At 66.8% G+C, this 23873-nt stretch carries 26 protein-coding genes; 8 read left to right on the top strand and 18 right to left on the bottom strand.

The annotated features are described in order from the left end of the window. Positions 1 to 5: 5 nt before the first annotated feature. Both ACTJJM_RS06765 and surE read right to left on the bottom strand, forming a co-directional pair. Positions 6 to 683: a protein-L-isoaspartate(D-aspartate) O-methyltransferase gene (locus tag ACTJJM_RS06765; RefSeq protein WP_010485977.1), complete on the bottom strand. Its 678-nt coding sequence runs from the start codon at positions 681 to 683 to the stop codon at positions 6 to 8. Beyond that, positions 680 to 1459 carry a 5'/3'-nucleotidase SurE gene (gene surE / locus ACTJJM_RS06760; protein ID WP_010485979.1) on the bottom strand — a complete coding sequence of 260 codons (780 nt, stop codon included), beginning with the start codon at positions 1457 to 1459 and terminating at the stop codon, positions 680 to 682. The genes ACTJJM_RS06765 and surE overlap by 4 nt, the downstream gene beginning before the upstream one ends. Positions 1460 to 1668: 209 nt before the next feature. On the opposite strand from surE, the gene ACTJJM_RS06755 reads away from it, so the two are divergent. Beyond that, the gene (locus ACTJJM_RS06755) at positions 1669 to 2208 is read left to right on the top strand and encodes a Smr/MutS family protein (protein WP_005409007.1); all 540 of its coding nucleotides are present in this window, start codon (positions 1669 to 1671) and stop codon (positions 2206 to 2208) included. 99 nt (positions 2209 to 2307) lie between these two features. Here ACTJJM_RS06755 and truD read toward each other — a convergent pair whose 3' ends face one another. From truD to ACTJJM_RS06705, 10 genes are all read right to left on the bottom strand, one after another. After that, positions 2308 to 3339 carry a tRNA pseudouridine(13) synthase TruD gene (truD, locus tag ACTJJM_RS06750; protein WP_010485982.1) on the bottom strand — a complete coding sequence of 344 codons (1032 nt, stop codon included), beginning with the start codon at positions 3337 to 3339 and terminating at the stop codon, positions 2308 to 2310. Continuing rightward, positions 3336 to 3833 carry a 2-C-methyl-D-erythritol 2,4-cyclodiphosphate synthase gene (gene ispF, locus ACTJJM_RS06745; RefSeq protein ID WP_005409005.1) on the bottom strand — a complete coding sequence of 166 codons (498 nt, stop codon included), beginning with the start codon at positions 3831 to 3833 and terminating at the stop codon, positions 3336 to 3338. Before ispF ends, truD begins: the two co-directional genes overlap by 4 nt. A 34-nt stretch (positions 3834 to 3867) precedes the next feature. Continuing rightward, on the bottom strand, positions 3868 to 4566 hold the full coding sequence (ispD, locus tag ACTJJM_RS06740) for a 2-C-methyl-D-erythritol 4-phosphate cytidylyltransferase (RefSeq protein WP_126559571.1): 699 nt from the start codon (positions 4564 to 4566) through the stop codon (positions 3868 to 3870). Further along, on the bottom strand, positions 4563 to 4916 hold the full coding sequence (gene ftsB, locus ACTJJM_RS06735; RefSeq protein ID WP_043402126.1) for a cell division protein FtsB: 354 nt from the start codon (positions 4914 to 4916) through the stop codon (positions 4563 to 4565). Before ftsB ends, ispD begins: the two co-directional genes overlap by 4 nt. 4 nt (positions 4917 to 4920) lie before the next feature. Beyond that, positions 4921 to 6213, bottom strand: coding sequence for a phosphopyruvate hydratase (eno, locus tag ACTJJM_RS06730; RefSeq protein WP_049409213.1), 1293 nt, complete (start codon positions 6211 to 6213; stop codon positions 4921 to 4923). A gap of 95 nt (positions 6214 to 6308) precedes the next feature. Then, complete coding sequence (locus ACTJJM_RS06725; protein WP_010485991.1) at positions 6309 to 6638, bottom strand: hypothetical protein; 330 nt, start codon at positions 6636 to 6638, stop codon at positions 6309 to 6311. After that, entirely contained in the window at positions 6638 to 6985 is a 348-nt protein-coding gene (locus ACTJJM_RS06720) for a hypothetical protein (protein WP_126559569.1), read from the bottom strand. Before ACTJJM_RS06720 ends, ACTJJM_RS06725 begins: the two co-directional genes overlap by 1 nt. Then, positions 6982 to 7812, bottom strand: coding sequence for a 3-deoxy-8-phosphooctulonate synthase (kdsA, locus tag ACTJJM_RS06715; protein ID WP_126559567.1), 831 nt, complete (start codon positions 7810 to 7812; stop codon positions 6982 to 6984). Before kdsA ends, ACTJJM_RS06720 begins: the two co-directional genes overlap by 4 nt. 90 nt (positions 7813 to 7902) lie before the next feature. Continuing rightward, a complete protein-coding gene (locus ACTJJM_RS06710) occupies positions 7903 to 9567 on the bottom strand; it encodes a CTP synthase (RefSeq protein ID WP_019338186.1) in 1665 nt (554 codons plus the stop codon). 400 nt (positions 9568 to 9967) lie between these two features. Further along, positions 9968 to 10201, bottom strand: coding sequence for a hypothetical protein (locus ACTJJM_RS06705; RefSeq protein WP_010485998.1), 234 nt, complete (start codon positions 10199 to 10201; stop codon positions 9968 to 9970). Positions 10202 to 10373: 172 nt separating this feature from the next. Here ACTJJM_RS06705 and parE point away from each other — a divergent pair, with 172 nt between their 5' ends. The 3 genes from parE (at position 10374) to ACTJJM_RS06690 (ending at position 14601) form a co-directional block, all read left to right on the top strand. After that, on the top strand, positions 10374 to 12263 hold the full coding sequence (gene parE / locus ACTJJM_RS06700; protein WP_106467663.1) for a DNA topoisomerase IV subunit B: 1890 nt from the start codon (positions 10374 to 10376) through the stop codon (positions 12261 to 12263). 153 nt (positions 12264 to 12416) lie between these two features. Next, entirely contained in the window at positions 12417 to 12995 is a 579-nt protein-coding gene (locus tag ACTJJM_RS06695) for a GNAT family N-acetyltransferase (RefSeq protein ID WP_010486002.1), read from the top strand. Positions 12996 to 13104: 109 nt separating this feature from the next. After that, positions 13105 to 14601: a S10 family serine carboxypeptidase-like protein gene (locus ACTJJM_RS06690; RefSeq protein WP_099559598.1), complete on the top strand. Its 1497-nt coding sequence runs from the start codon at positions 13105 to 13107 to the stop codon at positions 14599 to 14601. A gap of 330 nt (positions 14602 to 14931) precedes the next feature. Here the strand turns inward: ACTJJM_RS06690 and ACTJJM_RS06685 are convergent, their stop codons facing one another. After that, positions 14932 to 16053 carry an inorganic phosphate transporter gene (locus tag ACTJJM_RS06685; protein WP_010486005.1) on the bottom strand — a complete coding sequence of 374 codons (1122 nt, stop codon included), beginning with the start codon at positions 16051 to 16053 and terminating at the stop codon, positions 14932 to 14934. Between the two features lie 13 nt (positions 16054 to 16066). Further along, entirely contained in the window at positions 16067 to 16693 is a 627-nt protein-coding gene (locus ACTJJM_RS06680) for a DUF47 domain-containing protein (RefSeq protein WP_004152833.1), read from the bottom strand. Positions 16694 to 16985: 292 nt separating this feature from the next. On the opposite strand from ACTJJM_RS06680, the gene ACTJJM_RS06675 reads away from it, so the two are divergent. Both ACTJJM_RS06675 and ACTJJM_RS06670 read left to right on the top strand, forming a co-directional pair. Further along, complete coding sequence (locus tag ACTJJM_RS06675; RefSeq protein WP_032952709.1) at positions 16986 to 18290, top strand: hemolysin family protein; 1305 nt, start codon at positions 16986 to 16988, stop codon at positions 18288 to 18290. Then, on the top strand, positions 18274 to 18933 hold the full coding sequence (locus ACTJJM_RS06670; protein ID WP_010486010.1) for an exopolysaccharide biosynthesis protein: 660 nt from the start codon (positions 18274 to 18276) through the stop codon (positions 18931 to 18933). Before ACTJJM_RS06675 ends, ACTJJM_RS06670 begins: the two co-directional genes overlap by 17 nt. A 57-nt stretch (positions 18934 to 18990) precedes the next feature. On the opposite strand, the gene ACTJJM_RS06665 is transcribed toward ACTJJM_RS06670, so the two are convergent. The 4 genes from ACTJJM_RS06665 to ACTJJM_RS06650 form a co-directional block, all read right to left on the bottom strand. Then, positions 18991 to 19488 (bottom strand): pyridoxamine 5'-phosphate oxidase family protein, encoded by a 498-nt coding sequence (locus ACTJJM_RS06665; protein ID WP_010486012.1) that lies wholly within the window; start codon positions 19486 to 19488, stop codon positions 18991 to 18993. Positions 19489 to 19557: 69 nt separating this feature from the next. Continuing rightward, complete coding sequence (locus tag ACTJJM_RS06660; RefSeq protein WP_010486013.1) at positions 19558 to 20553, bottom strand: LLM class flavin-dependent oxidoreductase; 996 nt, start codon at positions 20551 to 20553, stop codon at positions 19558 to 19560. Positions 20554 to 20746: 193 nt separating this feature from the next. Next, positions 20747 to 21514 carry a sulfurtransferase gene (locus ACTJJM_RS06655; protein WP_010486015.1) on the bottom strand — a complete coding sequence of 256 codons (768 nt, stop codon included), beginning with the start codon at positions 21512 to 21514 and terminating at the stop codon, positions 20747 to 20749. Positions 21515 to 21699: 185 nt separating this feature from the next. Then, positions 21700 to 22065 carry a DUF6164 family protein gene (locus ACTJJM_RS06650; RefSeq protein WP_010486017.1) on the bottom strand — a complete coding sequence of 122 codons (366 nt, stop codon included), beginning with the start codon at positions 22063 to 22065 and terminating at the stop codon, positions 21700 to 21702. Between the two features lie 70 nt (positions 22066 to 22135). Here ACTJJM_RS06650 and ACTJJM_RS06645 point away from each other — a divergent pair, with 70 nt between their 5' ends. After that, positions 22136 to 22570: an FKBP-type peptidyl-prolyl cis-trans isomerase gene (locus tag ACTJJM_RS06645; RefSeq protein WP_010486019.1), complete on the top strand. Its 435-nt coding sequence runs from the start codon at positions 22136 to 22138 to the stop codon at positions 22568 to 22570. Beyond that, positions 22557 to 23804 (top strand): TIGR03862 family flavoprotein, encoded by a 1248-nt coding sequence (locus tag ACTJJM_RS06640; protein ID WP_126560460.1) that lies wholly within the window; start codon positions 22557 to 22559, stop codon positions 23802 to 23804. The genes ACTJJM_RS06645 and ACTJJM_RS06640 overlap by 14 nt, the downstream gene beginning before the upstream one ends. Positions 23805 to 23873: the final 69 nt, after the last annotated feature.

Raw genomic sequence — 23873 nt, 5'->3', positions numbered from 1 at the left:
GTGGATTAGTCGAGCATGCCAGACAGCAGCGGCACGAACGTGACCGGCGCCAGCACGTGTTGTTCGATGCTGCCGTCGGCCTTGCGGTCGAGCTGTACCAGCGACTGCGCTCCGGGGCCACCGACCGGCGCCACCAGGCGGCCGCCCTCGGCCAGCTGCTCGATCAGGGCGTCGACCAGTGCCGGCGCCGCCGCAGTGACCACGATGGCATCGAACGGACCGTGCTCGGCCCAACCGACGCGGCCGTCGTCATGCTTGGTGCGGATGTTCATGCCCAGCGCACGGAAGCGCTTGCGGGCCTGGCGCAGCAGATCACCGATGCGCTCCACGGTGTAGACCTCCAGGCCCAGCGCACCGAGGATGGCGGCCTGGTAACCGGAACCGGTGCCGACTTCCAGCACCCGCTTCGGCGCGACCTGGAGCACCGCCTCGGTCATCCGCGCGACCACCCAGGGTTGCGAGATGGTCTGGCCGTGGCCGATCGGCAGCGCGGTGTCTTCATACGCGCGCGAGGCCAGTGCCTCGTCGATGAACAGATGGCGCGGCACCACCCGGATCGCGTTCAAGGTCGGCTCGTCGACGATACCGGCTTCGCGCAGGCGATCGACCAGGCGGTCACGCACGCGCTGCGAGGTCATGCCGATACCGACGGCTTCCGGTTGCAGGCGCAGGCGTGGGCTCATGCCGGCTGGTCCAGCGCCGCACTGAGGCCGCCAACCCAGCTGGCCACCTTCTCCAGTGCCTGGTAGCGGGTCAGGTCGACCTGGATCGGGGTGATGGAGATGTGGCCGGTGCGCACCGCATGGAAGTCGGTGCCGGGACCGGAGTCCTGCTCACGACCAGCCGGGCCGATCCAGTACACCTCGTTGCCGCGCGGGTCCTTCTGCGCGATGCAGCCTTCTGCACGATGGCGGTTGCCGAGGCGGGTGACCTCGAAGCCCTTGACCTCGCTCCACGGCAGATCCGGCACGTTGACGTTGAGGATGGTGTCAGCCGGCAACGGATCGGCCTTGAGCCGGGCGACGATCTCCACCGCGGCGCGCGCAGCAGTCTCGAAGTGCTTCGGATCGTGGTTGCGGGTGACCAGCGAGACCGCCACCGCCGGCAGGCCGAGGAAGCGGCCTTCCATCGCCGCCGAGACGGTGCCGGAATAGATCACGTCATCGCCGAGGTTGGCGGCGTTGTTGATGCCGGACACGACAATGTCGGGTTCGAACTCGAGCAGCCCGGTCAGCGCAAGGTGCACGCAGTCGGTCGGGGTGCCGGCCACCGAGACGGTGTAATGGTCGATGCGCTTGAGGCGGATCGGCAGGTCCAGGGTCAGCGAATTGCTGGCGCCGGAGCGATCGCGGTCGGGTGCCACCACCGTGACTTCGTGTCCGGCCTCGCGCAGCACCGAAGCAAGCATCCGGATGCCTGCGGCGTCGACGCCATCGTCGTTACTGACCAGGATTCGCATCTTCGATTTAACCGCTTGATTTTCCAAGAATTCGATTCCATCACCGTGCAGTGTGGGCGGGACCGTCGTACTCCCCTGCGGAAGCCGTCGACCCTGCAAGGGCATCGTCTATTGTGCCGCATGCGAGCCGCTGGTCCTACCCTGCCGGCGGTCACGGCCGACATCGAACCGTCATAGGCAGACCTGCGCCGGCGGTTTACCCTGTGCGCATGTCGCACCCTGAAGATGAAGATCCGGCCGCATTGTTCCGTGCAGCCATCGGCGAAGTGACGCCGCTGCGCAAGGATGCCGAGCCGGCACCGGCTGCGCCCCGGCCGAAGCCGCGCGCGCGCATGGCCGAACGTGACGAGGCCGAAGCCGCCGGCGAGTTCGCCCGGCTGCTGCGCGACAGCACGCCGCTGGAAGCCGGCGACGTGGCCAGCTATCGCCGCGACAACCTGCCACCGCGCCTGTTCCAGCGCCTCAAGCGTGGCCAGTATTCGGTGCAGGACGAGCTGGACCTGCATGGTGCCACCGCCGCGCAGGCGGAGACGCTGCTGCGCCAGTTCCTGCTGGAGGCGCATGCACACGAGTATGGCTGCGTGCGCATCATCCACGGCAAGGGCCTGCAGTCCGATGGCGGTGCGCCGGTGCTGAAGAACCTGGTTGATCGCCTGCTACGGCTGCGCAACGACGTGCTGGCCTTCCATTCGGCGCCGACCGGACAAGGCGGCACCGGCGCGGTACTGGTGCTGCTGGCACGGCGGTGAGGTAACGCATCCACGCATGGCGTGGATCTACTGTGGTGAGCGGAGGAAAGTAGATCCACGCCATGCGTGGATGCTCTTCGCCTCCGTCCCCTTTTTCTGTCAGGCCTGCGAGGCGTCTTCCACCGCGCCGAGCTCGTGCAGCACGGCGGTGGCGTAGCAGCCAGGCGGCAGCGCGAACGACAGCTCCAGTACGTCATCGGCCAGCCACTGGTGCTGCAGCAGCGCCGGACGCAGGCGCAGCGCGCGGCGCTCCTGCTTCAGGCGTGCGTCTTCCAGGCCGGCCCGCAGGGCCTTCGATTCCTCGTCGTCCAGCGCGGCCAGCTCCAGCTCGCGTGCCGCATCGGTGCTGCGCAGCTCGCCTTCGCCCCACAGCGGCGCGCTGGGATGGATGTCGAAACGCGCCAGGCGCTCGGCCAGCACGTCGGTGTACGGCTCGGGTCCGAACACACTGCGGCTGCCATCGAGCATCCACACTTCGCCCTCCAGCGGCTGATCCCAGTTGCCCTGCTCCACGCGCGCGGCCAGCACGCGGTTGAACAGCGCCGAACGCGCGGCTGACAGCAGCAGCGAACGCTGATCCTTGCGCATGCGGCGGCCACCGAACATCGCCAGTGCCGCCGGCACGTTGCCGCCGTCGCGGCCAAAGCGCTGTTCGCCGAACCAGTTCGGCAGGCCGCGCTCGGCAACCTGCTGCAGGCGTTCGCTGATCGCTGCGGCATCGCCCTGCACTTCACGCAACACCAGCTTGAAACGGTTGCCGGCCAGTGCGCCACGCTGCAGCTTGCGGTTGTGCCAAGTCGCTTCGAGCACTTCGATCTCATCACTGGCCAACTCGGCCAGGTCCGGCGCAATGCGCTTGGGCAGGTGCACGCTGAAACGCTGGGTGGTGACCGCGTGACGATCCTTCATGCCGGCGTAGCTGACCGCCATTTCCGGCAGGCCGGCCCACTTGGCCAGCACCTTGGCCACATGCACGGTGTTCGCGCCGCGCTTGCGGATGTGCAGCAGCAGGTGCTCACCTTCGCCGGTGGCTTCGAAGGCCGGCAGTTCGTCCACCTGGAAATCTTCCGGGGTGGTACGGATGCGCGCCGAGAGCAATGGCGCACCGAATGCAAGCGGCAGCGGAATCATGCGGCCACCAGCAGCACCACGGCCTGCGCGGCGATGCCTTCACCACGGCCGGTGAAGCCCAGCTTTTCCGAGGTGGTGGCCTTGACGCTGACCGCATCCAGCGGCAACTGCAGCAGTCCGCCGATGCGCTCGCGCATGGCCAGCGCATGCGGGCCGACTTTGGGTCGCTCGCAGATCACGGTGATGTCAGTGTTGCCGACACGCCAGCCACGCTCACGCAGCAGGCTGTCGCAGTGGCGCACGAAATCACTGCTGTCGGCACCCTTCCAGCGGTCGTCACTCGGCGGGAAATGCTGGCCGATGTCACCCAGCGCCAATGCGCCGAGCATCGCATCACACAGCGCATGCAAGATCACGTCGCCGTCGCTGTGGGCGAGCACGCCGCAGCTGTGCGGTACGTTCACGCCGCCCAGCATGATGTGATCGCCTTCACCGAAGGCATGGACGTCATAGCCCTGGCCGATGCGGACGGGCGGGAAAGGTGCGGTGCTCATGGATGCAACCCTTGCAGCAGGGCCGCGCGGGCAATCAGCTGGCGCGGCGGGAAAGTACGAATTCGAACCGGTCCAGATCGGCCGGGGTGGTGACCTTGAAGTTGTCCTCGCTGCCTTCCACCAGCAGCGGACGCTGGCCCTGGCGCTCCATGGCCATGGCCTCGTCGGTGACTTCAACGCCGGCGGCGGCAGCTTCGGACAGCGCGCGGCTGAGCTGGTGGCGACGGAACAGCTGCGGGGTCAGTGCGCGCCACAGGCGCTCGCGCGGCTCGGTGCCGTCGATGCCACCGTCGTCGCCTGCACGCTTGAGCGTGTCGCGCACCGGGGCGGCCAGGATCGCGCCAACCGGGTCGGCACGGCCGACTTCAAGCAGGCGGCCGAGATCGGCCAGGGACAGGTTCGGTCGCGCCGCATCGTGGACCAGCACGAACTCATCGGCGCGCACCGACTCCGGCAACGCCTGCAACCCGGCCAGCACCGAGGCTGCACGGGTCGCACCCCCGACACAGGTCAGCACCGGCTTGCCCGCCCACTCGTTCCAGCCCGGCCAGTCGGTGTCGTCCTGGCCGATCACCACCATCGCACCGGCCACGGCCGGGTGCGCCAGCAGGGCGTCCAGGGTATGGGCGAGCAGGATCTGCCCACCTGCCTGCAGGTACTGCTTGGGCAGCGGCGCACCGAAGCGGGTGCCACGGCCAGCAGCCGGAACCACGACCCAGATGGCCGCGCTCATGGCACGTCCGCCGGATGTTCGCCAGCCTGGGCAGTGACGCCTGCAGCAGGCTGCGCCGGGTGGACCGGCGCATCCTCGACCACGCGGTAGAACTTTTCGCCAGGCTTGATCATGCCCAGCTCGCTGCGCGCGCGTTCCTCGATGGCGGACTGGCCTTCCTTGAGGTCCTTCACTTCGGCAGCCAGCGCATCGTTGCGCTGCTGCAGGCCCTCATTGTCCCGCTCCTGGTTGGTGACCTGGGCTTCGAGCATCATCACTTCGCCCGAGTTGCCCGGACCGAACCAGAAGCGGTACTGCAGCCAGCCCAGCAGCAGGGCCAGCACCAGCAGCATCCAGCGCCAGTCGCGCATCGGCTCAGCGCTTCAGCGAAACGAACGCGTCACGACCGGCGTAACGCGCGCCGGCGCCGAGGGCTTCCTCGATGCGCAGCAGCTGGTTGTACTTGGCCACGCGATCGCTGCGGCACAGCGAGCCGGTCTTGATCTGGGTGGCGGTGGTGGCCACTGCGATGTCGGCGATGGTGGTGTCTTCGGTTTCGCCCGAACGGTGCGAGACCACCGCGGCATAACCGGCGCGGTCAGCCATGGCAATCGCTTCCAGGGTTTCGCTCAGGGTGCCGATCTGGTTGACCTTGATCAGGATCGCGTTGGCGGTGCCCGAGTCGATGCCCTCCTGGAAGATCTTCGGGTTGGTCACGAACAGGTCGTCACCGACCAGCTGCACCTTCTTGCCGATGCGGTCGGTCAGCAGCTTCCAGCCGGCCCAGTCGTTCTCGGCCAGGCCGTCCTCAATCGTGATGATCGGGTACTGCGCGGCCCAGTCGGCGAGGAAGTCGACGAACTGCTCGGAGGTCAGGCGCTTGTTCTCGCCGACCAGGTTGTACTTGCCATTCTCGAAGAATTCGCTGGAGGCCACGTCCAGGCCCAGCAGCACGTCTTCACCGGCGGTGTAGCCGGCCTTGCCGATCGCTTCAAGGATGGTGTCCAGCGCTTCGACGTTGCTGCGGAAGTCCGGTGCGAAGCCGCCTTCGTCGCCGACCGCCGTGCTCAGGCCGTGGCCCTTCAGCACCGACTTCAGCGAATGGAAGATCTCGGTACCGGCGCGCAGCGCTTCGGAGAACGAGGTGAAGCCGACCGGCAGCACCATGAACTCCTGGAAGTCGACGTTGTTGTCGGCATGCGCGCCGCCGTTGATGATGTTCATCATCGGCACCGGCAGCGACGGGGTCACGCCGGTCTTGGCGGCCAGGTACTGCCACAGCGCCTGCTTGCTTGATGCGGCAGCGGCGTGCGCGGCGGCCATCGAAACACCCAGCAGTGCGTTGGCGCCGAGGCGGCCCTTGTTCTCGGTGCCATCCAGATCGATCAGGCGACGGTCGAGGCCGGCCTGGTCGGTGGCCTCGAAGCCCTTCAGTGCGGCGGCAATCGTGGTGTTGACGTTGTCGACGGCCTTGCGCACGCCCTTGCCCAGGTAACGGGTCTTGTCGCCGTCACGCAGCTCGACCGCTTCCTTGGTGCCGGTCGAGGCGCCGGAGGGAACCGCGGCACGACCGAACGAACCGTCCTCCAGGATGACTTCGGCTTCCAGCGTGGGGTTGCCACGACTGTCGAGGATTTCACGGGCGTGGATGCTGCGGATCGTACTCATGGTCGGACCGGTTACCTGTCTGGAGAGGGGCGACAAAACGAATGCCGCGTGATTATCCCCGGCTGCCCGCCACTTGCCAAATGGAATGGGCGGCTTCAGCCCCAGCTGGACCCGATCACGATCAGCACCAGCGACACCAACATCACCAGCAACGCACCGGCAATCGCCGCCAGGATGGGGCCACGCCGCCGTCGCCAGGCCAGCACCATCGCCACCGGACTACCCAGGAAGGACAGCACCATCGTGACCAGCGCGCCCAGCAACCACCACTGCGTGGCCTGCACGCCGTTGTTTCCGTCCCCCGGCGGCCGGAAACTGGCGGTGAAGGCCAGCACGCCCACCACAAGGGCCATCCAGGTCAACACGGCCAGGCCCAGAGCGATCAGCCCCCATGGCCAGCCGCGCGCCGACGTGGTCGTATTCATCAAAGCACTCCGTAGAACAGGGCGCCGAACCACAGCGACAGCAGGATGATCGCCAGGCCAGCCATCACCTTGCCGCGATTCAGCCGCCAGGCCAGTACAGCGGCAGCGACGCATCCCACGGCACCGAGCAGCTCTGCCACCAGCAGCGCAATGAAGTACGCGCGCAGATTGAGCGCGCTGCCACCATCACCCGGTGGCCGCACGGACGCTGCGCCGATCAGCACCAGCCCGAACATGCCCACGGTGAACAGCACGGCCAGGCCCAGTGCAATCAGGCCCCAGGGCCCCTGTTTCCAGTGCCGGCGGCGGCGCTGGGCCTCCAGCGCCAGCCAAGGGTCACGACTCACGCGAAGCGCGAGAAGCCGTGCTTCTTGGTCACCGCATCGAGTTCCATCAGGGTCTCGAGCAGCGCTTCCATCTGGTCCAGCCGCCATGCATTGGGGCCATCGGACAGGGCCTTGGACGGGTCCGGATGGGTCTCGGCGAACAGGCCGGAGATGCCCACCGCCACCGCGGCACGGGCCAGCACCGGCACGTGTTCGCGCTGACCGCCCGAACTGGTGCCCTGCCCACCCGGCAGCTGCACCGAATGGGTGGCGTCGAACACCACCGGGCAACCGGTATCGCGCATCACTGCCAGCGAGCGCATGTCACTGACCAGGTTGTTGTAGCCGAAGCTGGCACCACGCTCGCAGACCATGATCTGCTCGTTGCCGGTGGCCTTGGCCTTCTCCACGACCGGCTTCATGTCCCACGGTGCCAGGAACTGGCCCTTCTTGATGTTGACCGGCTTGCCGGCCGAGCACACCTTGCGGATGAAGTCGGTCTGGCGGACCAGGAACGCCGGGGTCTGCAGCACGTCCACCACCGAGGCCACTTCGTCCATCGGGGTGTATTCGTGGACGTCGGTCAGCACCGGCACGCCGATCTGCTTCTTCACTTCGGCCAGGACCTTCAGGCCTTCTTCCATGCCCGGGCCGCGGAAGGCGGTGCCCGAGGTGCGATTGGCCTTGTCGAAGCTGGACTTGAAGATGAAGTTGACGCCGAGCTTGTCGGTGATCTCCTTCAGCTTGCCGGCGGTATCCAGCTGCAGCTGCATCGACTCGATTACGCAGGGGCCGGCGATCAGGAACAGGGGCTGGTCCAGCCCGACCTCGAATCCACACAGTTTCATGGCGTTTCCTTGTTGTCCGCAGCACCGGCCGGGCCGGTGCGCTGGGGGGTTGAAGCATGCAGGATGGGGACCGAAGCCCCCATTCACAAGTCAGGCGCGCGCTTCGGAAAGCAGCTTGCCACCGGCCTTGCGCTCGCGCGCGGCACGGATGAAACCGATGAACAGCGGATGGCCGTCACGCGGCGTGGACAGGAATTCCGGGTGCGCCTGGCAGGCCAGGAACCACGGGTGCGCATCGCGCGGCAGCTCAACCACTTCCACCAGGGTGTCGTCCATCGACTTGCCGGCGATCACCAGGCCGGCGTCTTCCAGCTGGGTGCGGTAACGGTTGTTGAACTCGTAGCGGTGGCGGTGGCGCTCGGCGACCACGTCCTTGCCGTACAGCTCGCGGGCCAGCGTGCCCGGCTTCAGGCGCTGCTCCTGCAGGCCCAGGCGCATGGTGCCACCCAGGTCGCTCTTGTCGTCACGCTTCTCGACATCGCCGGTGGCGGTACGCCATTCGGTGATCAGGCCGATCACCGGGTTCGGCGACTGGCGGTCGTTCTCGGTGCTGTTGGCGCCTTCCAGGCCGACCACGTTGCGCGCGTAATCGACCACGGCCGCCTGCATGCCGTAGCAAATGCCGAAGTACGGCACGTGCTGCTCGCGGGCGAACTTCGAAGTCTGCACCTTGCCTTCGAAACCACGGTCACCGAAGCCACCCGGCACCAGGATGCCGTCAACATCGGCCAGTGCGGCCATGTCGGTGCCTTCCAGGTCCTGTGCTTCCAGCCACTTCAGGTTGACCTTGGTGCGCTGGCGCAGGCCGCCATGCTTGAGCGCTTCACCGACCGACTTGTAGGCGTCCTGATGGTCCACATACTTGCCGACTACGGCGATGGTCACTTCGTCCAACGGGTGCAGGGTGGCGTCGACCGCGTCTTCCCACATCGACAGATCGACCGGACCGGCCTTGTCGGCCAGCTTCAGCTGGTTGACCACGATTTCGTCCAGGCCCTGCGCGTGCAGGCCCGACGGAATGCGGTACAGCACGTCCACGTCCGGCACGCTGATCACCGCGCGCTCGGAAACGTTGGTGAACTGGGCGATCTTGCGGCGCTCCGAATCCGGCACCGCCTGCTCGGAGCGGCACAGCAGCACGTCCGGCTGGATGCCGATCGAGCGCAGTTCCTTCACCGAGTGCTGGGTCGGCTTGGTCTTCAGCTCACCGGCGGCGCCGATGTACGGCACCAGGGTGAGGTGCATGAACAGCGCCTTCTCCGGGCCACGCTCGGTGCGCACCTGGCGGATCGCCTCCAGGAACGGAAGCGACTCGATGTCGCCGACGGTACCGCCGATCTCGACCAGCGCCACGTCGTAGCCTTCGGTGGCTTCGTCGATGCAACGGCGGATTTCATCGGTGATGTGCGGAATGACCTGCACGGTCGCGCCCAGGTAGTCGCCGCGGCGCTCCTTGCGGATCACGTTCTCGTAGATGCGGCCGGTGGTGACCGAGTTCTTGCGGCTCAGGCGCGTGCGCACGAAGCGCTCGTAGTGGCCCAGGTCGAGGTCGGTCTCGGCGCCGTCGTCGGTGACGTAGACCTCACCGTGCTGGAACGGGCTCATGGTGCCCGGGTCGACGTTGATGTACGGGTCGAGCTTCATCATCGTGACCTTCAGGCCACGGGCTTCAAGAATGGCGGCCAGTGACGCAGCGGCAATGCCTTTGCCGAGCGAGGACACCACGCCGCCGGTTACGAAAATCAAGGGAGTCATGGCTGCAAGCATCCTGTCTGGAAATGGAAAACGGCAGCACCACGCGCGCCCGGAGGGCAGGCATGGTGCTCAGAGGGGGTTTTCCGGTTCGCTGGGACAGCGAGGGAGGTGCGGATCCGTGCGGCGGCAGGCGCCGGACCGGGACCACCGTGCGAGGTCGGGGCGGCCGTGCCGGTCAAATCGACCGTCACCTGCGACCCGCCATGCTGGAAGCCACGCTTGGCCGCTCCAGCCCATTCGCAAAGGGTGGACACGCACTTACTCCCGGAAAGCCATAGTTTACAGATTGATGGCCGCCAACCCAAGAGGCAGATGGCACGCCACTAACAAGAAACGCCCCGCAATGCGGGGCGTTCCGGAGCGCAGCCCTTGTCGCAAGGGCGCCTGGCAGGTTGCGGGATCAGCGCTTCTTGCGCGCCTCCTCTTCCTCTTCCTGCTGCGGGGCCGGCTGGCCCTGCGCCTTCATTTCGGCATTGGCCTGGGCCCGACGCTTGGCCTTGGCATCGGCCTCGGCCTGCGCCTTGTCGGCCTGGTCACCCTGCTGCGGGGCCGGCTGGCCGGCGTTCTGCGCCATCACCAGCGGCACCGCAACGGCGGCAGCGGCCAGGATCGCAATGGTCAGCAACTTCTTCATGAGGTCCTCCTCGCGGTACGGCTTGGATGTTTCGACCCAACGGGGGTCGCCGGCGTTCAGATTCCAGCGGCTGCCATTTTACCCCCTCTGCGTCGCCGAGACTGAACCGCAGGCGTGCAAAATCCCGTGCCAGACCCCACACTTGCCCGTCGCTCCAAGCTTTCGAAGACAGATGAACGCCCGTTATAACGCCGCCGATATTGAAGTCCTGTCCGGCCTTGACCCGGTCAAGCGCCGTCCCGGCATGTATACCGACACCGCGCGCCCGAACCACCTGGCGCAGGAAGTGATCGACAACTCGGTGGACGAGGCCCTCGCCGGCCACGCCCGCTCGATCGAGATCACCCTGTACAAGGACGGCAGCGTGGAGGTCAGCGATGACGGCCGCGGCATGCCGGTGGACATCCATCCGGAAGAGAAGATCCCGGGCGTCGAGCTGATCCTCACCCGCCTGCACGCCGGCGGCAAGTTCAGCAACAACAACTACACTTTCTCCGGCGGCCTGCACGGCGTCGGCGTCAGCGTGGTCAACGCGCTGTCGACCCTGGTGGAAGTGCACATCAAGCGCGAAGGTGCCGAACACCGCATCACCTTCCGCAACGGCGACCGTGCCACCCCGCTGGAAGTGGTCGGCAGCGTCGGCAAGAAGAACACCGGTACCCGCGTGCGCTTCTGGCCCGACCCGAAGTACTTCGACACGCCCAAGTTCGCGGTGCGCGCGCTCAAGCACCTGCTGCGCGCCAAGGCCGTGCTGTGCCCGGGCCTGACCGTGAAGCTGACCGACGAAGCCACCGGTGAAGTCGATACCTGGTACTACGAAGACGGCCTGCGCGATTACCTGAAGCTGGAACTGGGCGATCGCGAGATGCTGCCGGCCGAGCTGTTCGTCGGCAACCTGAAGAAGGACACCGAAATTGTTGACTGGGCCGTGGCCTGGCTGCCGGAAGGCGAGCTGGTGCAGGAAAGCTACGTCAACCTGATTCCCACTGCCCAGCACGGCACCCACGTCAACGGCCTGCGTACCGGCCTGACCGAGGCGCTGCGCGAGTTCTGCGACTTCCGCAACCTGCTGCCGCGTGGCGTCAAGCTGGCCCCGGAAGACGTGTGGGACCGCGTGTCGTTCGTGCTGTCGCTGAAGATGACCGACCCGCAGTTCAGCGGCCAGACCAAGGAACGCCTGTCCTCGCGCCAGGCTGCGGGCTTCATCGAAGGTGCCGCCCACGATGCCTTCAGCCTGCTGCTGAACCAGAACGTGGAACTGGGCGAGAAGATCGCGCAGATCGCCATCGAGCGCGCCAGTGCGCGCCTGAAGACCGAAAAGCTGGTCGTCCGCAAGAAGGTCACCCAGGGCCCGGCCCTGCCCGGCAAGCTGGCCGACTGCATCAGCCAGGACCTGTCGCGCACCGAGCTGTTCCTGGTGGAAGGTGATTCGGCAGGCGGCAGCGCCAAGCAGGCCCGCGACAAGGATTTCCAGGCCATCATGCCGTTGCGCGGCAAGATCCTGAACACCTGGGAGGTTTCCTCCAACAGCGTGCTGGCCTCGGAAGAAGTGCACAACCTGGCGATCGCGATCGGCTGCGACCCGGGCAAGGACGACATCAGCGGCCTGCGCTACGGCAAGGTCATCATCCTGGCCGACGCGGACTCCGACGGCCTGCACATCGCTACCCTGCTCACCGCGCTGTTCCTCAAGCACTTTCCGGCGCTGGTCGATGCCGGCCACGTGTTCGTGGCGATGCCGCCGCTGTTCCGCATCGACGTGGGCAAGCAGGTGTTCTACGCCCTGGACGAGGAAGAAAAGCGCTCGATGCTGGACAAGATCGAACGCGAGAAGATCAAGGGCGCCATCAACGTGACCCGCTTCAAGGGCCTGGGTGAGATGAACCCGCCTCAGCTGCGTGAATCGACCATCCACCCCGATACGCGCCGGCTGGTGCAGCTGACCGTGGACGATCGCGAGCAGACAAGTTCGCTGATGGACATGCTGCTGGCCAAGAAGCGTGCATCCGACCGCAAGGGCTGGCTGGAGTCGAAGGGCGACCTGGCTTCGCTGGAAGTCTGACTCCCGCAGCCCTCCTGTAGAGCCGAGCCCACGCTCGGCTGCATTCCGCGCCGTGCCGGGCAGCCGAGCATCGGCTCGGCTCTACAGACATCCCGCCCCCATCGGCAAACCCGGCGGCGCCATAATGCGCGTCCATCCGCGTGGATCATCGTATTGGCCAGCCACTCGCTGCTGTTCCCGGGCCTGCCGCTGCACAGCGCACGCCTGGTCCTGAGCCCGATCCGCCGCGACGATGCGGCCGCCCTGTTCGCGATCCAGTCCGATCCGGACGTGATGCGGTTCTGGAACCACCCGGCGTGGACACGACCGGCCGAGGCGCGTGCGCAGATCGACGATGACCTGGCCGCACAGGCCACCGGCACCCAGCTCAAGCTGGCCGTGCGCGAAACGCTGGACGGACCGTTGCTGGGCATCTGCGTGGTGTTCGCCCTGGACCGCGATGCCGCACGTGCCGAGATCGGCTACCTGCTGGCCCCCGACAGGCAGGGCCAAGGCTACATGCACGAAGCGCTTCAGCACCTGCTGGACTACCTGTTCCAGACCCTGCACCTGCATCGCGTGGAAGCCGAAGTCGACCCGCGCAACCGGCCCTCGGCACACGTGCTTGAACGGCTGGGCTTTCACCTGGAGGGCGTGCTGCGGCAGCGTTGGCGCATCCAGGGCGAACTGTCCGATTCGGCGGTATACGGCCTGCTGGCCGACGACGACGTGCGCACTCCTCTGCCCGCTTGACCCAATCTGGCCAGTGGCGGCCTCGACGCGCGGCCATGCCTTTGGACACATACGGCATGCCCGCCACCGGCCTAGCATCGGAACCCCCTTCCGCTGCCAATCCGGTGCCATGAAGTCCCTGCTGCATACTGCCGCGCTCTGCGTCGGCCTGCTCATCGCCCCTGCAAGCGTGCTGGCCGCGCCTGACGCCGAGGCCAAGGCCGATCCGAAAGACGACAAGACCGAAGCGACTGCGCTGCCCGCCGATGCCTCGGCCCGCCAGAGCATGCGCCTGGCGGGCCGCACCCTGGACTACACCGCCACCGTCGGTACCCTGCCGGTGCGTGATGCGAAAGGCAAGGTGATCGCCGATGTGGTGTTCACCGCCTATACGATGCCGGGCAAGGACCGGCCGGTGACCTTCGCGCTCAACGGCGGCCCGGGTGCATCGTCGGTCTACCTCAACATGGGCGCAATCGGACCCAAGGTGGTCACCTTTGGTTCGGAGGGTGACAGCGCCTCGGCACCCGCCACCCTGCACGACAACCCCGGCACCTGGCTGGACTTCACCGATCTGGTGTTCATCGATCCGGTGGGTACCGGCTTCAGCCGCGCGCGCATCGGCGATGACGAAGCGAAGAAGCAGCTGTACAACCCCAGCGCCGACATCGAATACCTGTCGCGCTCGATCTACGACTGGCTGCTGCGCAACCAGCGCATGGGCGCACGCAAGTACCTGACCGGCGAGAGCTACGGTGGTTATCGCGGCCCCCGCATCACCCACTTCCTGCAGACCCGGCTGGGCGTGGCGATGAACGGCCTGGTGCTGGTCTCGCCCTACCTGAGCCCGACCCTGGAAGACAACGCCGATGTCTCGCCGATGGCATGGATGCAGACGCTGCCGTCGATCGCTGCAGCGCACCTGGAGCGCCAGGGCAAGCTGACGGATGCAGCGATGCGTGACGTGGTGGAGTACACCCGTGGCGACTACGCCACCGCGCTGATGAAGGGCCGCAGCGACCCGCAGGCGACCGAGGCGATGCTGCGCCGGGTAACCGAGCTGACCGGGCTGGACCCGCAGTTCGTGCGTCGCGCCGGTGGCCGCCTGGAGACGCAGGCCTATCTGCGTGAGGTGTTCCGCGACAAGGGCACGCTGGGCAGCCGCTACGACTCGAACGTGACCGCGTTCGATCCGTTCCCGAATGATCCGGAGCAGCGCGCCAATGATCCGCTGCTGGACAGCATCATTGCACCGACCACCACGGCGATGGTCGACTTCGTGACGCGCGTGGTCGGCTGGAAGGTGGATGCGCGCTACCAGGCGCTGAATTACGACGTGAACCGGCTGTGGGACCGCAACGGCGAGCTGCGCCAGGGCGCGGTGACCCAGCTGCGCCAGGCGGTGGCGATCGACCCGCACCTCCAGGTGCTGATCGTGCATGGGTGGAACGACCTGTCGTGCCCGTTCATGGGGTCGATCCTGACGGTGGACCAGATGCCGGCGATGGGCAGCAATCCGGACCGGGTGCAGGTGCGTAGTTATCCGGGTGGGCACATGTTCTACAGCCGGGCCGACAGCCAGGCGGCGTTCCGCAAGGATGTGCAGGCGCTGTTCCAGCGTAATTGAGGGGTTCGGCCGGGCCTGCGGCCCGGCACCCGCCGAATCAACGGCAACGGCAAAAGCGGGCTTTCCGTGGTTGGGCGGGGTGGGGCCGGTTGCGGGGGACGCCGTAAACCCGTCCCTGGGGGCTTGGCCGCGGCATCCATGCCGCGGACACCCCCACAACCGGCCCCGCCCCGCCTTCGACAGATCTCCGCGAACTGTCGGAACGGCGTCGTGCACTGCTCTGGTGGGTGTCGACCTTGGTCGACACGCTTGATACGGAAGAATGATCTGCCCATGAAAAAAGCCCGCCGGAATACGGCGGGCTTTTTTTGTGCAACGTGTGCGTGCAGATCAGGTCCAGCCGACCAGCTCGAACAGCTTCAGGATCAGGTACGCACAACCGCCTGCTGCCGGGATGGTCAGGATCCAGGCCCAGACGATGCGTTCGATCACGCCGAACTTCAGCGAGCGCGGGTTCTTGGCGAAGCCAACGCCCATGATCGCGGTGGAGATGCTGTGCGTGGTCGAGACCGGCATGCCGAAGTGGGCGGCCAGGGTCAGGATGGTGGCCGAGCTGGTCTCCGCGGCGAAGCCATGGATCGGGTGCAGCTTGACCATCTTGTGGCCCAGGGTCTTGATGATCTTCCAGCCACCCGAGGCGGTACCGGCCGCCATCACCACCGCACAGGTCAGCACGATCCACATCGCGATGCCGTCACCGGCGTGGGCGTCCGGGTGCATGAAGGCCAGCCAGGACGGCAGGTCGTTCAGTGCGCCGGTGGCTTCGGCACCGATCAGTGTCATGGCGATGATGCCCATGGTCTTCTGCGCATCGTTGTGGCCGTGGGCAAAGCCCATGTAGGCCGCCGAGGCGATCTGCGCCTTGCCGAAGAACGCGTTGACGATGCGCGGGCGGGCCAGGCGGCCGATGGCGCCACCGATCTTGGCCAGGCCGGCAATCAGGCCCCACAGCAGCACCATCACCACGATGCCGAGCAGGAAGCCGGCGATCGGCGAGGTGATCATCGGCACGAACACCTTCCACAGCAGGCCCTTGTTCTGCGCCCAGCTGCCCAGCCGCTCGGACCAGATCAGGGCGTCCCAGTTGTTGTGGGCCGCAGCCAGGCCGGCGCCGCAGAGGCCGCCGATCAGGGCGTGCGAGGACGAGGACGGCAGGCCCTTCCACCAGGTGATCAGGTTCCAGATGATGCCGCCCAGCAGGGCGCACAGGATCACCTGCGGGGTGACGTCGACCACGTTGGTGTTGAGCAGGCCCGAGGCGATGGTCAGCGCCACCGCGGTACCGGTCAACGCGCCGATGAGGTTCATGAAGGCGGCCAGCATCACCGCCCAGCCGGGCGAGAGCACCTTGGTCGCCACCACGGTGGCAATGGAGTTGGCGGTGTCGTGGAAGCCGTTGATGAACTCGAAAACGAGCGCGGCCAGGATCACCACCAGGACAAGGGTCAACATGCGGCGGCGTCCGTCAGCTGTTCTTCAACACGATCTGGTACGCCACCACGCCGGCCTCGCGGCAACGGTCGATGGCCTTTTCCAGGATCTCGAAGAATTCCTTCAGCAGGAACATCTGCAGGTTGTCCAGGCGACCGGAATAGATATCGCGGTACAGCTCGAGCATCAGGCGGTCGGCCTCGTTCTCCAGCGAGCGCAGCTTCTCGTTGAGCGCGGTCATCCGGTCCAGGTTCATGTGGCGCAGGTCGGCGACCATCTCCACCACCACGCCGGCAGCCTGTTCCAGCATCGCCGCGCGCGGCGCGAAGTCGATGTGCTCCAGGTGGGTCGTGGCCAGCGAATAGCGATCGGCGAACTTCTCGATCTGCTTCGGAATCTTGTACAGGGCCGAACCCAGCGCTTCGATGTCTTCGCGCTCGATCGGGGTCATGAAGCTGTCTACCAGCGCCTGGCTGATCTTGTCCGAGGCCGCGCGCTCGCGCAGGCGGGCCAGCTTGAAGGCGTCCAGCGCGGGCTGGCGGTCGGCCTCGCGCAGCATGGAATGCAGCGCCTTGGCGGCGTCGGAGGCCGCGACGGCAGCCTCATCAAGCAGGGTGTAGAACTGTTTGCCGGAACCGAAAATGGTCTGCAGAGAGAACATTGAGAAACCTGTCAGCCGTCGCGGGAAGGACGGCACCAGACGGAATTATGACGGCTAGATGACCATCACGGGTATCCCCGTCCCCTTTCGGGGCTCTGGAGCCCCCAACCTGAACAGGCGGTTGCCACCCTGCTACGCCCCTTTGCTAAGATGCCAGCGCGCCCTCGGGCGCACCTTATGGACGACGACCCTTATCTCCCTGCGCCGCGCCGGACCCTGTTCCTGAGCGCCAGCCGCCATCGCAAGCACCCGCCCTCCCTGCCATCAACCGGGGACGATGCCCGTGTTTGAAATGATCCTGATTGTCTTCGCGCTGGTTCTCCTGAACGGCTTCTTCGCCATGTCCGAGATGTCGGTCATGACCTCGCGCAAGAGCCGCCTGAAGCAGATGGCCGCCACCTCCAAGCGCGCCGCCAAGGCGCTGGAGCTGTCGGAAAAGCCGGAGAGCTTCCTGTCCACCGTGCAGATCGGCATCACCGTGATCGGCGTGCTGACCGGCTACCTCGGCGGTGATGCGATCGGCGACGCGATCGCCGGCTGGCTGCAGGGCCTGATGCCCGGCTTTGCGTACGCGCGCGAGGTAGGCACCGCCCTGGCGGTCTCGCTGATCACCTTCATCACGCTGATCTTCGGCGAACTGGTTCCCAAGCGCCTGGCCCTGACCCGCTCCGAGGCCATTGCCGGCCTGGTCGCCATGCCGATGAGCTGGCTGGCCAGGTTGGCCCTGCCCTTCGTCTGGCTGTTGTCCAAGACGACCCAGCTGGTCCTGCGGCTGTTCGGCCTGGGCAAGGATGAAGTCGCCTCGGTGACCGAAGAAGAGATCCGCATGCTGGTGGCCGAGAGCCACGAGGCCGGGGTGATCGACGCCCACGAGCGCGACATGATGAACCGCGTGATGCGCCTGGGCGACCGCACCGCCGACAGCCTGATGACCCCGCGCAACCGCATCGCCTGGCTCGACACCCAGGCCGGGCTGGAGCGCAACCTGGAAATCATGGCCGAGCACGAGTTCTCGCGGTACCCGGTGTACCGCGACAACGACATGGACGTGGTCGGCGTGCTCGAACTGAAATCGCTGGCCACGCGCATGGCGCGCGGCGACAACGCGCTGTTCCAGACCCTGCGGGAACCGCTGTACGTTTCCGAATCAACCCACGCGATGAAGCTGCTGGAGATCTTCCGCGAGGAACAGCAGTCGATGGCGCTGGTGGTGGACGAGTACGGCGAGATCCAGGGCCTGGTGACCATCAGTGACCTGATGGGTGCCGTGGTCGGCCGCCTGCAGGCGGTGGAGAACGCCGACGAAGATGCACTGGTGGTGACCCGCGAGGACGGCTCGCTGCTGGTGGACGGCTCACTGCCGATCGAAGACGTGCGCGAACTGATCGGCAGCAACGACCTGCCCGACGCCGAGGACGGCGACTACTACACGCTGGCCGGCATGTGCATCCACTACTTCGGCCGCATTCCGCACGCGGGCGAGTACTTCGACTGGGCCGGCTGGCGCTTCGAGGTGGTCGACCTGGACGGTGCGCGGGTGGACAAGCTGCTGCTGCGCACGTTGTCCGACGAGCAGGCCGATGAGCTCACCGCCTGAGGCCGGCCAGGGTCCGGGCGCCCAGCGCCCGGCCTACCGCAACGAGGGCATCCGCACCCTGCTGGAGATGTTCGCCTCCGGCGATCCGGCCGAGCACATGCCGCTGGGCCAGATCCTGTGCAACCTGCAGCAGGGCGCGTTCGGCGTGTTCCTGTTCGTGGCGATCCTGCCCTCGTTCATTCCGATTCCGGGCATGGGCGGCGCGGTCAGCGGTCCATTGGTGATCCTGATCGGCCTGCAGATGCTGTGCTGCCTGCGCCGCCCCTGGCTGCCGGGCTTCATCGCCCGCCGCGGGCCAAAGCGCGGCACCATGCACCGTTTCCTGGACCGCATCGACCGCCCGCTTCGGCGCCTGGACAAGATGCTGAAACCACGCATGCCGCAACTGCTGACACCGCTGCCCGCCCACGCCTTCAGCGGCCTGCTGCTGGTGTTGCTGGGCCTGCTGCTGTCGCTGCCGATTCCCTTCACCAACTTCCTGTTCGGCTTCCAGCTGCTGCTGTTCTCGTTGGCGCTGCTGGAACGCGATGGCGCGCTGATGCTGTTCAACTGGATCGCGGCGCTGGCAGCGATCGCATTCTTCGGTTTCAGTTCGGGGCAGCTGGTGGGCTATACGGTGGAACTGTTCCAGCGCTGGTTCTGAGCCGGAAGCCGGTAGAGCCGGCCGCTGGCCGGCACTACCACTACCGGACATCGGCCATCACCGAAGGTCGATGAACCCGTTGTCGGCCAACGCCGTCGGCTCGTCCTGCACTGCAGACAGCACGAAGCTCAGCGCCGTGCCCAGCAGAGTGCCCGGGCCATCCCAGTATTCGGCACTGTCGGCGCGCACATGGATCAGGCGAAGGTTGGGGTCATCCTTGCCACCGGGGAAGAACAGCTTCATCGCCGGTGACCACAGCTCCTCGATCTTCGCGCGATCATCGACCACGCGTGCCCGCCCCGCCACCGACACGTAGGTGTTCTTCGAGGGCGAGGCGTAGGCCACGTTGACCCGCGGATCGAGCGCGATCTCGGCCACCTTCGGGCTGTCGCCGGTGATCACGAACCACAGGTCACCGTCGAAGGCGACCTGCTGGGTGGCCAGCGGCCGGCTGTAGAGTCGCCCGTCGACGCCGGTGGTGGTGAACATGGCCACCTCCACGTCCTTGATCAGCTCGGCCAGTTGGGCAATGTGTTCGGCACGGGTCTCGGCCATGGTGGGGACTCCAGAAGTGGGAGCCCCCATCAGACGCGGATCGGCCGCAACAGGCCGTGACGCAATTGTTCAGCCCGCGTGGCGGGCGTGCCAGGCCTGCATCGCCAGTTCGAACGAACGCAGGCGTGCGCGGTGGTCGTACAGATTGGCGGTGAGCATCAGTTCGTCGGGCTTGTGCCGTTCGACGAAGGCGGCGATGCCCTCGGCCACCTGCTGCGGATCACCCAGCACGGTGCAGGCCAATGCCCGCTCCACACCCAGCTTTTCATGCGGTTCCCAGAACGATTCGATGTCGTCGATGGGCGCCGGAATCTTGCCCGGCCGGCCACGGCGCAGATTGACGAAACTCTGCTGCTGGCTGGTGAACAGGCGGCGTGACTCGGCTTCGCTGTCGCTGGCGACAACGTTCAGGGCCAGCATCGCGTGCGGCTGCTTCAACGTGGCCGAAGGGCGGAACTCGCGGCGGTACACCGCCAGCGCTTCGTCCATCACGTCGGGCGCGAAGTGCGAGGCGAACGCATACGGCAGGCCCATCGAGGCGGCCATGCGCGCACCGAACAGGCTGGAACCGAGGATCCAGGTCGGCACCCGCAGGCCACCACCTGGAACCGCCTGCACCGCCTGCCCGGGCTGTACCGGCTCGAAGTAGTGCAGCAGCTCGCGCACATCCTGCGGGAACTGGTCGGCGCTGTCGAAGTAGCGGCGCAGTGCACGCGCGGTCGGCTGATCGGTGCCCGGCGCGCGGCCCAGGCCGAGGTCGATGCGATCCGGATACAGCGAGGCCAGCGTGCCGAACTGCTCAGCCACCTGCAGCGGGGCATGGTTCGGCAGCATGATGCCGCCGGCACCGACGCGGATGCGCTTTGTACCCCCGGCCACATGGCCGATCAGCACAGCGGTGGCCGCGCTGGCGATGCCGGGCATGTTGTGGTGTTCGGCCAGCCAGTAGCGGCGGTAGCCCAGCGCATCGGTGTGCTGGGCCAGTTCCAGCATGTTGGCGAAAGCGGCTGTGGTGTCACTGCCCTCGCAGACCGGGGCCAGGTCAAGGATCGACAACGGGATCATCAGGCGTTTTTCCGTCACAGGATCCCCCATGCATGGGGACGGCCCGGCGCCGCGGCCAGTGACGGTGGCGGGATGCTGATTCCCGTGGGGGCAGGTTCAGCGCCCACCGGATCGTGTAGAGCCGAGCCCATGCTCGGCTGCCGTTCGTCGACCAACAGCGGCCGAGCATGGGCTCGGCGCTACAGAGGCGCGGTCAGAACGCGCTGGGGCGCGGCTCCGGCAGCGGCTGGTCCACCATCGGCTTCAGCTCGGCGTCCAGCGCCACGCGCTCATCGAACACGAAGCAGCGGCCTTCGTAGCCTTCGCCGCCCACCTCCTCGAAGTAGCCGAGGATGCCGCCATCGAGCTGCAGTACATTGTCCATGCCGTCATTGACCATCCACAGCGCGGCCTTCTCGCAGCGGATGCCGCCGGTGCAGAAACTGACCACGGTGCTGCCCTTCAGCGCCTCGCGATGCGGCGCCAACGCCTCGGGCAGGTCGGTGAACTTGTGGATGGGCAGCACCAGCGCGTCCTTGAAGGTGCCGTACTCCACTTCCTGCAGGTTGCGCGTGTCGAGCATCACCACCGGCTTGCCGGCGTCGTCATGCCCCTGGCGCAGCCACCGCTGCACCGTGGCCGGATCGACCGCCGGCGCACGCGGATAGTCCAGCGGCTGGCCATCATTGCGGCGGAAACTGATGATCTCGTCCTTCACCTTGGCCTTCAGCCGCGCGAACGGCTGGTGCTCACTGAGGCTGGTCTTGACCCGCATATCGGCAAAGCGCGCGTCGGAACGCAGTGCCACGTAGAAACCCTCGACCGCCTCTGGCGCACCTGCCAGGAACAGGTTCAGCCCCTCGCCCGCCACCAGGATCGTGCCGCGCAGCTCCGCCGCCTCGGCACACGCCAGCAGCTGGTCGCAGAGGGCCTGGGGAGCGTCGATGACGGCGAAATGGTAGGCAGCGGTATTGGCGATCATCCCGCCATTTTAGCGCCAGAGTGCCCCAGGGTCAGATTTACCCGTTCATCCACGCATGGGGTGGGTCTGCTGTGTCGACCAAGGTCGATACCTACCAACAGCCGCGCCATCCCACGGGAACCAGCTTTTGACGTTGACGTTGCCGTTGCCTCTGCGGGTGCCGGGTGCAACCCGGCCGAACCCCCTTACCCCCGCAATAACACGAACGGCAGCAGCACCAGCGCCGCCGCACCGGCCATCGCCAGCAGCACCAGCACCACATACCCCGGTCGGCGCCGGAACAGGCTGCCGAACGTCTCCGCCGTCCCCTCGCGCAACGCCTGCTCGCGCTCGGCACGGATCCGCGGCCCGCGTTCGGCCTGATACTCCGCCATCAGCGCCTTCGCACGCGGATGATCGGCGTCCTCGCGCAGCCACAGGCCGCCGTTGGAAATGCCCCAGGGGCTGGGTTCGGTGCGATACCAGGCGATGCCGTGCTGGTCGAGCAGCGTGCAGACATCGGCATATTCGTCGTCACCGACATTGCGCAGATTGAGCAGGAGTTTTGCCATGTACCCATGATACCCGGCGCCGATGCGCTACCCTTGCCGCCCTCGCCCTGCGCCCTTCCGGAGACGCCCGATGCGCCGCCTGCTGCTTCCCCTGCTGCTGTCCCTCGCCGCCGCTGGCTGCTCGACCGAACCGTCCGGCCCGCCGCCCGGCGGCACCCTGACCACCTTCGAGCGCATCGATACTGTGCCCGGCACCGGCGCCGAAGCCGTCTCCGGCAGCAAGGTGACCGTGCACTACACCGGCTGGATCTACGACAACCGCACCGAAACCAAGCACGGCAAGACCTTCGACAGCTCGGTCAGCCGTGGCGAACCGTTCACCTTCGCACTCGGCGCCGGCCAGGTCATCCGCGGCTGGGATGAGGGCGTGGCCGGCATGAAGGTCGGCGGCAAGCGCACGCTGATGATCCCGCCGGACTACGGCTACGGCGACCGCCGGGTTGGCCCGATTCCGGCTGGCTCGTCGCTGGTGTTCGACGTCGAGCTGCTCGATGTCAAACCGTAATACTGCACTGCCCCAGCGGGTCGCCGTCATCGGCGGCGGCCCAGCCGGCCTGTTCGCCGCCGAGCGCCTGTGCGCCGCTGGGCTGGAGGTCGACCTGTACGAGGCCAAGGGGTCACCCGGCCGCAAGTTCCTGATCGCCGGCAAGGGCGGGCTCAACCTCACCCATTCCGATCCGCGGCCGTTGTTCGACAGCCGCTACCGCGAGCAGGCTGCCGTGGTCGGCAGCTGGCTGGATGACTTCGACGCGCAGGCACTGCGTGACTGGGCCGCCGGCTTCGGCGTGGAGACCTACGTGGGCAGCTCTGGCCGCGTGTTCCCGGTCGACCGCAAGGCAGCGCCGCTGCTGCGCGGCTGGGTGCGCCGGTTGAAGGAACAGGGTGTGCGCCTGCACGCCAACCACCGCTGGATCGGCTGGCGTGACGACGGCGCCTTGCGCTTTGAAACCGAAGACGGCGCCGTTGAAGTACATGCCGATGCCACCCTGCTGGCCATGGGCGGCGGCAGCTGGCCGCAGCTGGGCAGCGACGGCACCTGGGTCTCGCCACTGCAGGCCCGTGGCGTGGACATCGCACCGCTGCAGTCGGCCAACTGCGGTTTCGACGTGGATTGGACCCCATTCTTCGCCCAGCGCAATGCCGGCGCGCCGTTGAAGCCGGTGGTCGCGCACTGGATCGACCTGGCCGGACAGCCACAGTCGCTGCAGGGCGAATGCGTGGCCAGCGAGTACGGCATCGAAGGCAGCCTGATCTATGCGTTGGCGGCGGACCTGCGCGAGACCATCAACCGCGATGGCCACGCGATGCTGTGGCTGGACCTGGTGCCGGGCCGTGACGAGGCGCGCCTGCTGGCCGATCTGTCACGCCCGCGCAAGGGCCGCAGCTTCGGCGAGCACCTGCGCCGCCAGGCCGGCCTGGATGCAGTGAAAGCCGCGCTGGTGTTCGAGATTCTGGGTAAAGAAGCGGGCAATGATCTGCCTGCCGTGGCGGCTACGCTCAAGCGCCTGCCGCTGCGCCTGCTGCGTCCCCGGCCGATGGCCGAAGTGATCAGCACCGCCGGCGGCGTGCGCTTGGGTGCGCTGGATGATGGCCTGATGCTGCGGGCAGTGCCCGGCGTGTTCTGTGCCGGCGAGATGCTGGACTGGGAGGCACCGACGGGTGGCTACCTGCTGACCGCGTGCTACGCCAGTGGCCTGCGCGCTGCAGAAGGCGTGATCGGGTGGCTGGCGGAGCGGTGACGCCTGCCTTGTACGGCCGAAGTGATCAGCACCGCCGGCGGCGTGCGCTTGGGTGCGCTGGATGATGGC

This window comes from Stenotrophomonas sp. 22692, from assembly GCF_052045015.1.
In the GTDB taxonomy this organism is placed as follows: Bacteria; Pseudomonadota; Gammaproteobacteria; order Xanthomonadales; family Xanthomonadaceae; genus Stenotrophomonas; species Stenotrophomonas geniculata.
This window is presented reverse-complemented; position numbering and strand designations above follow the sequence as displayed.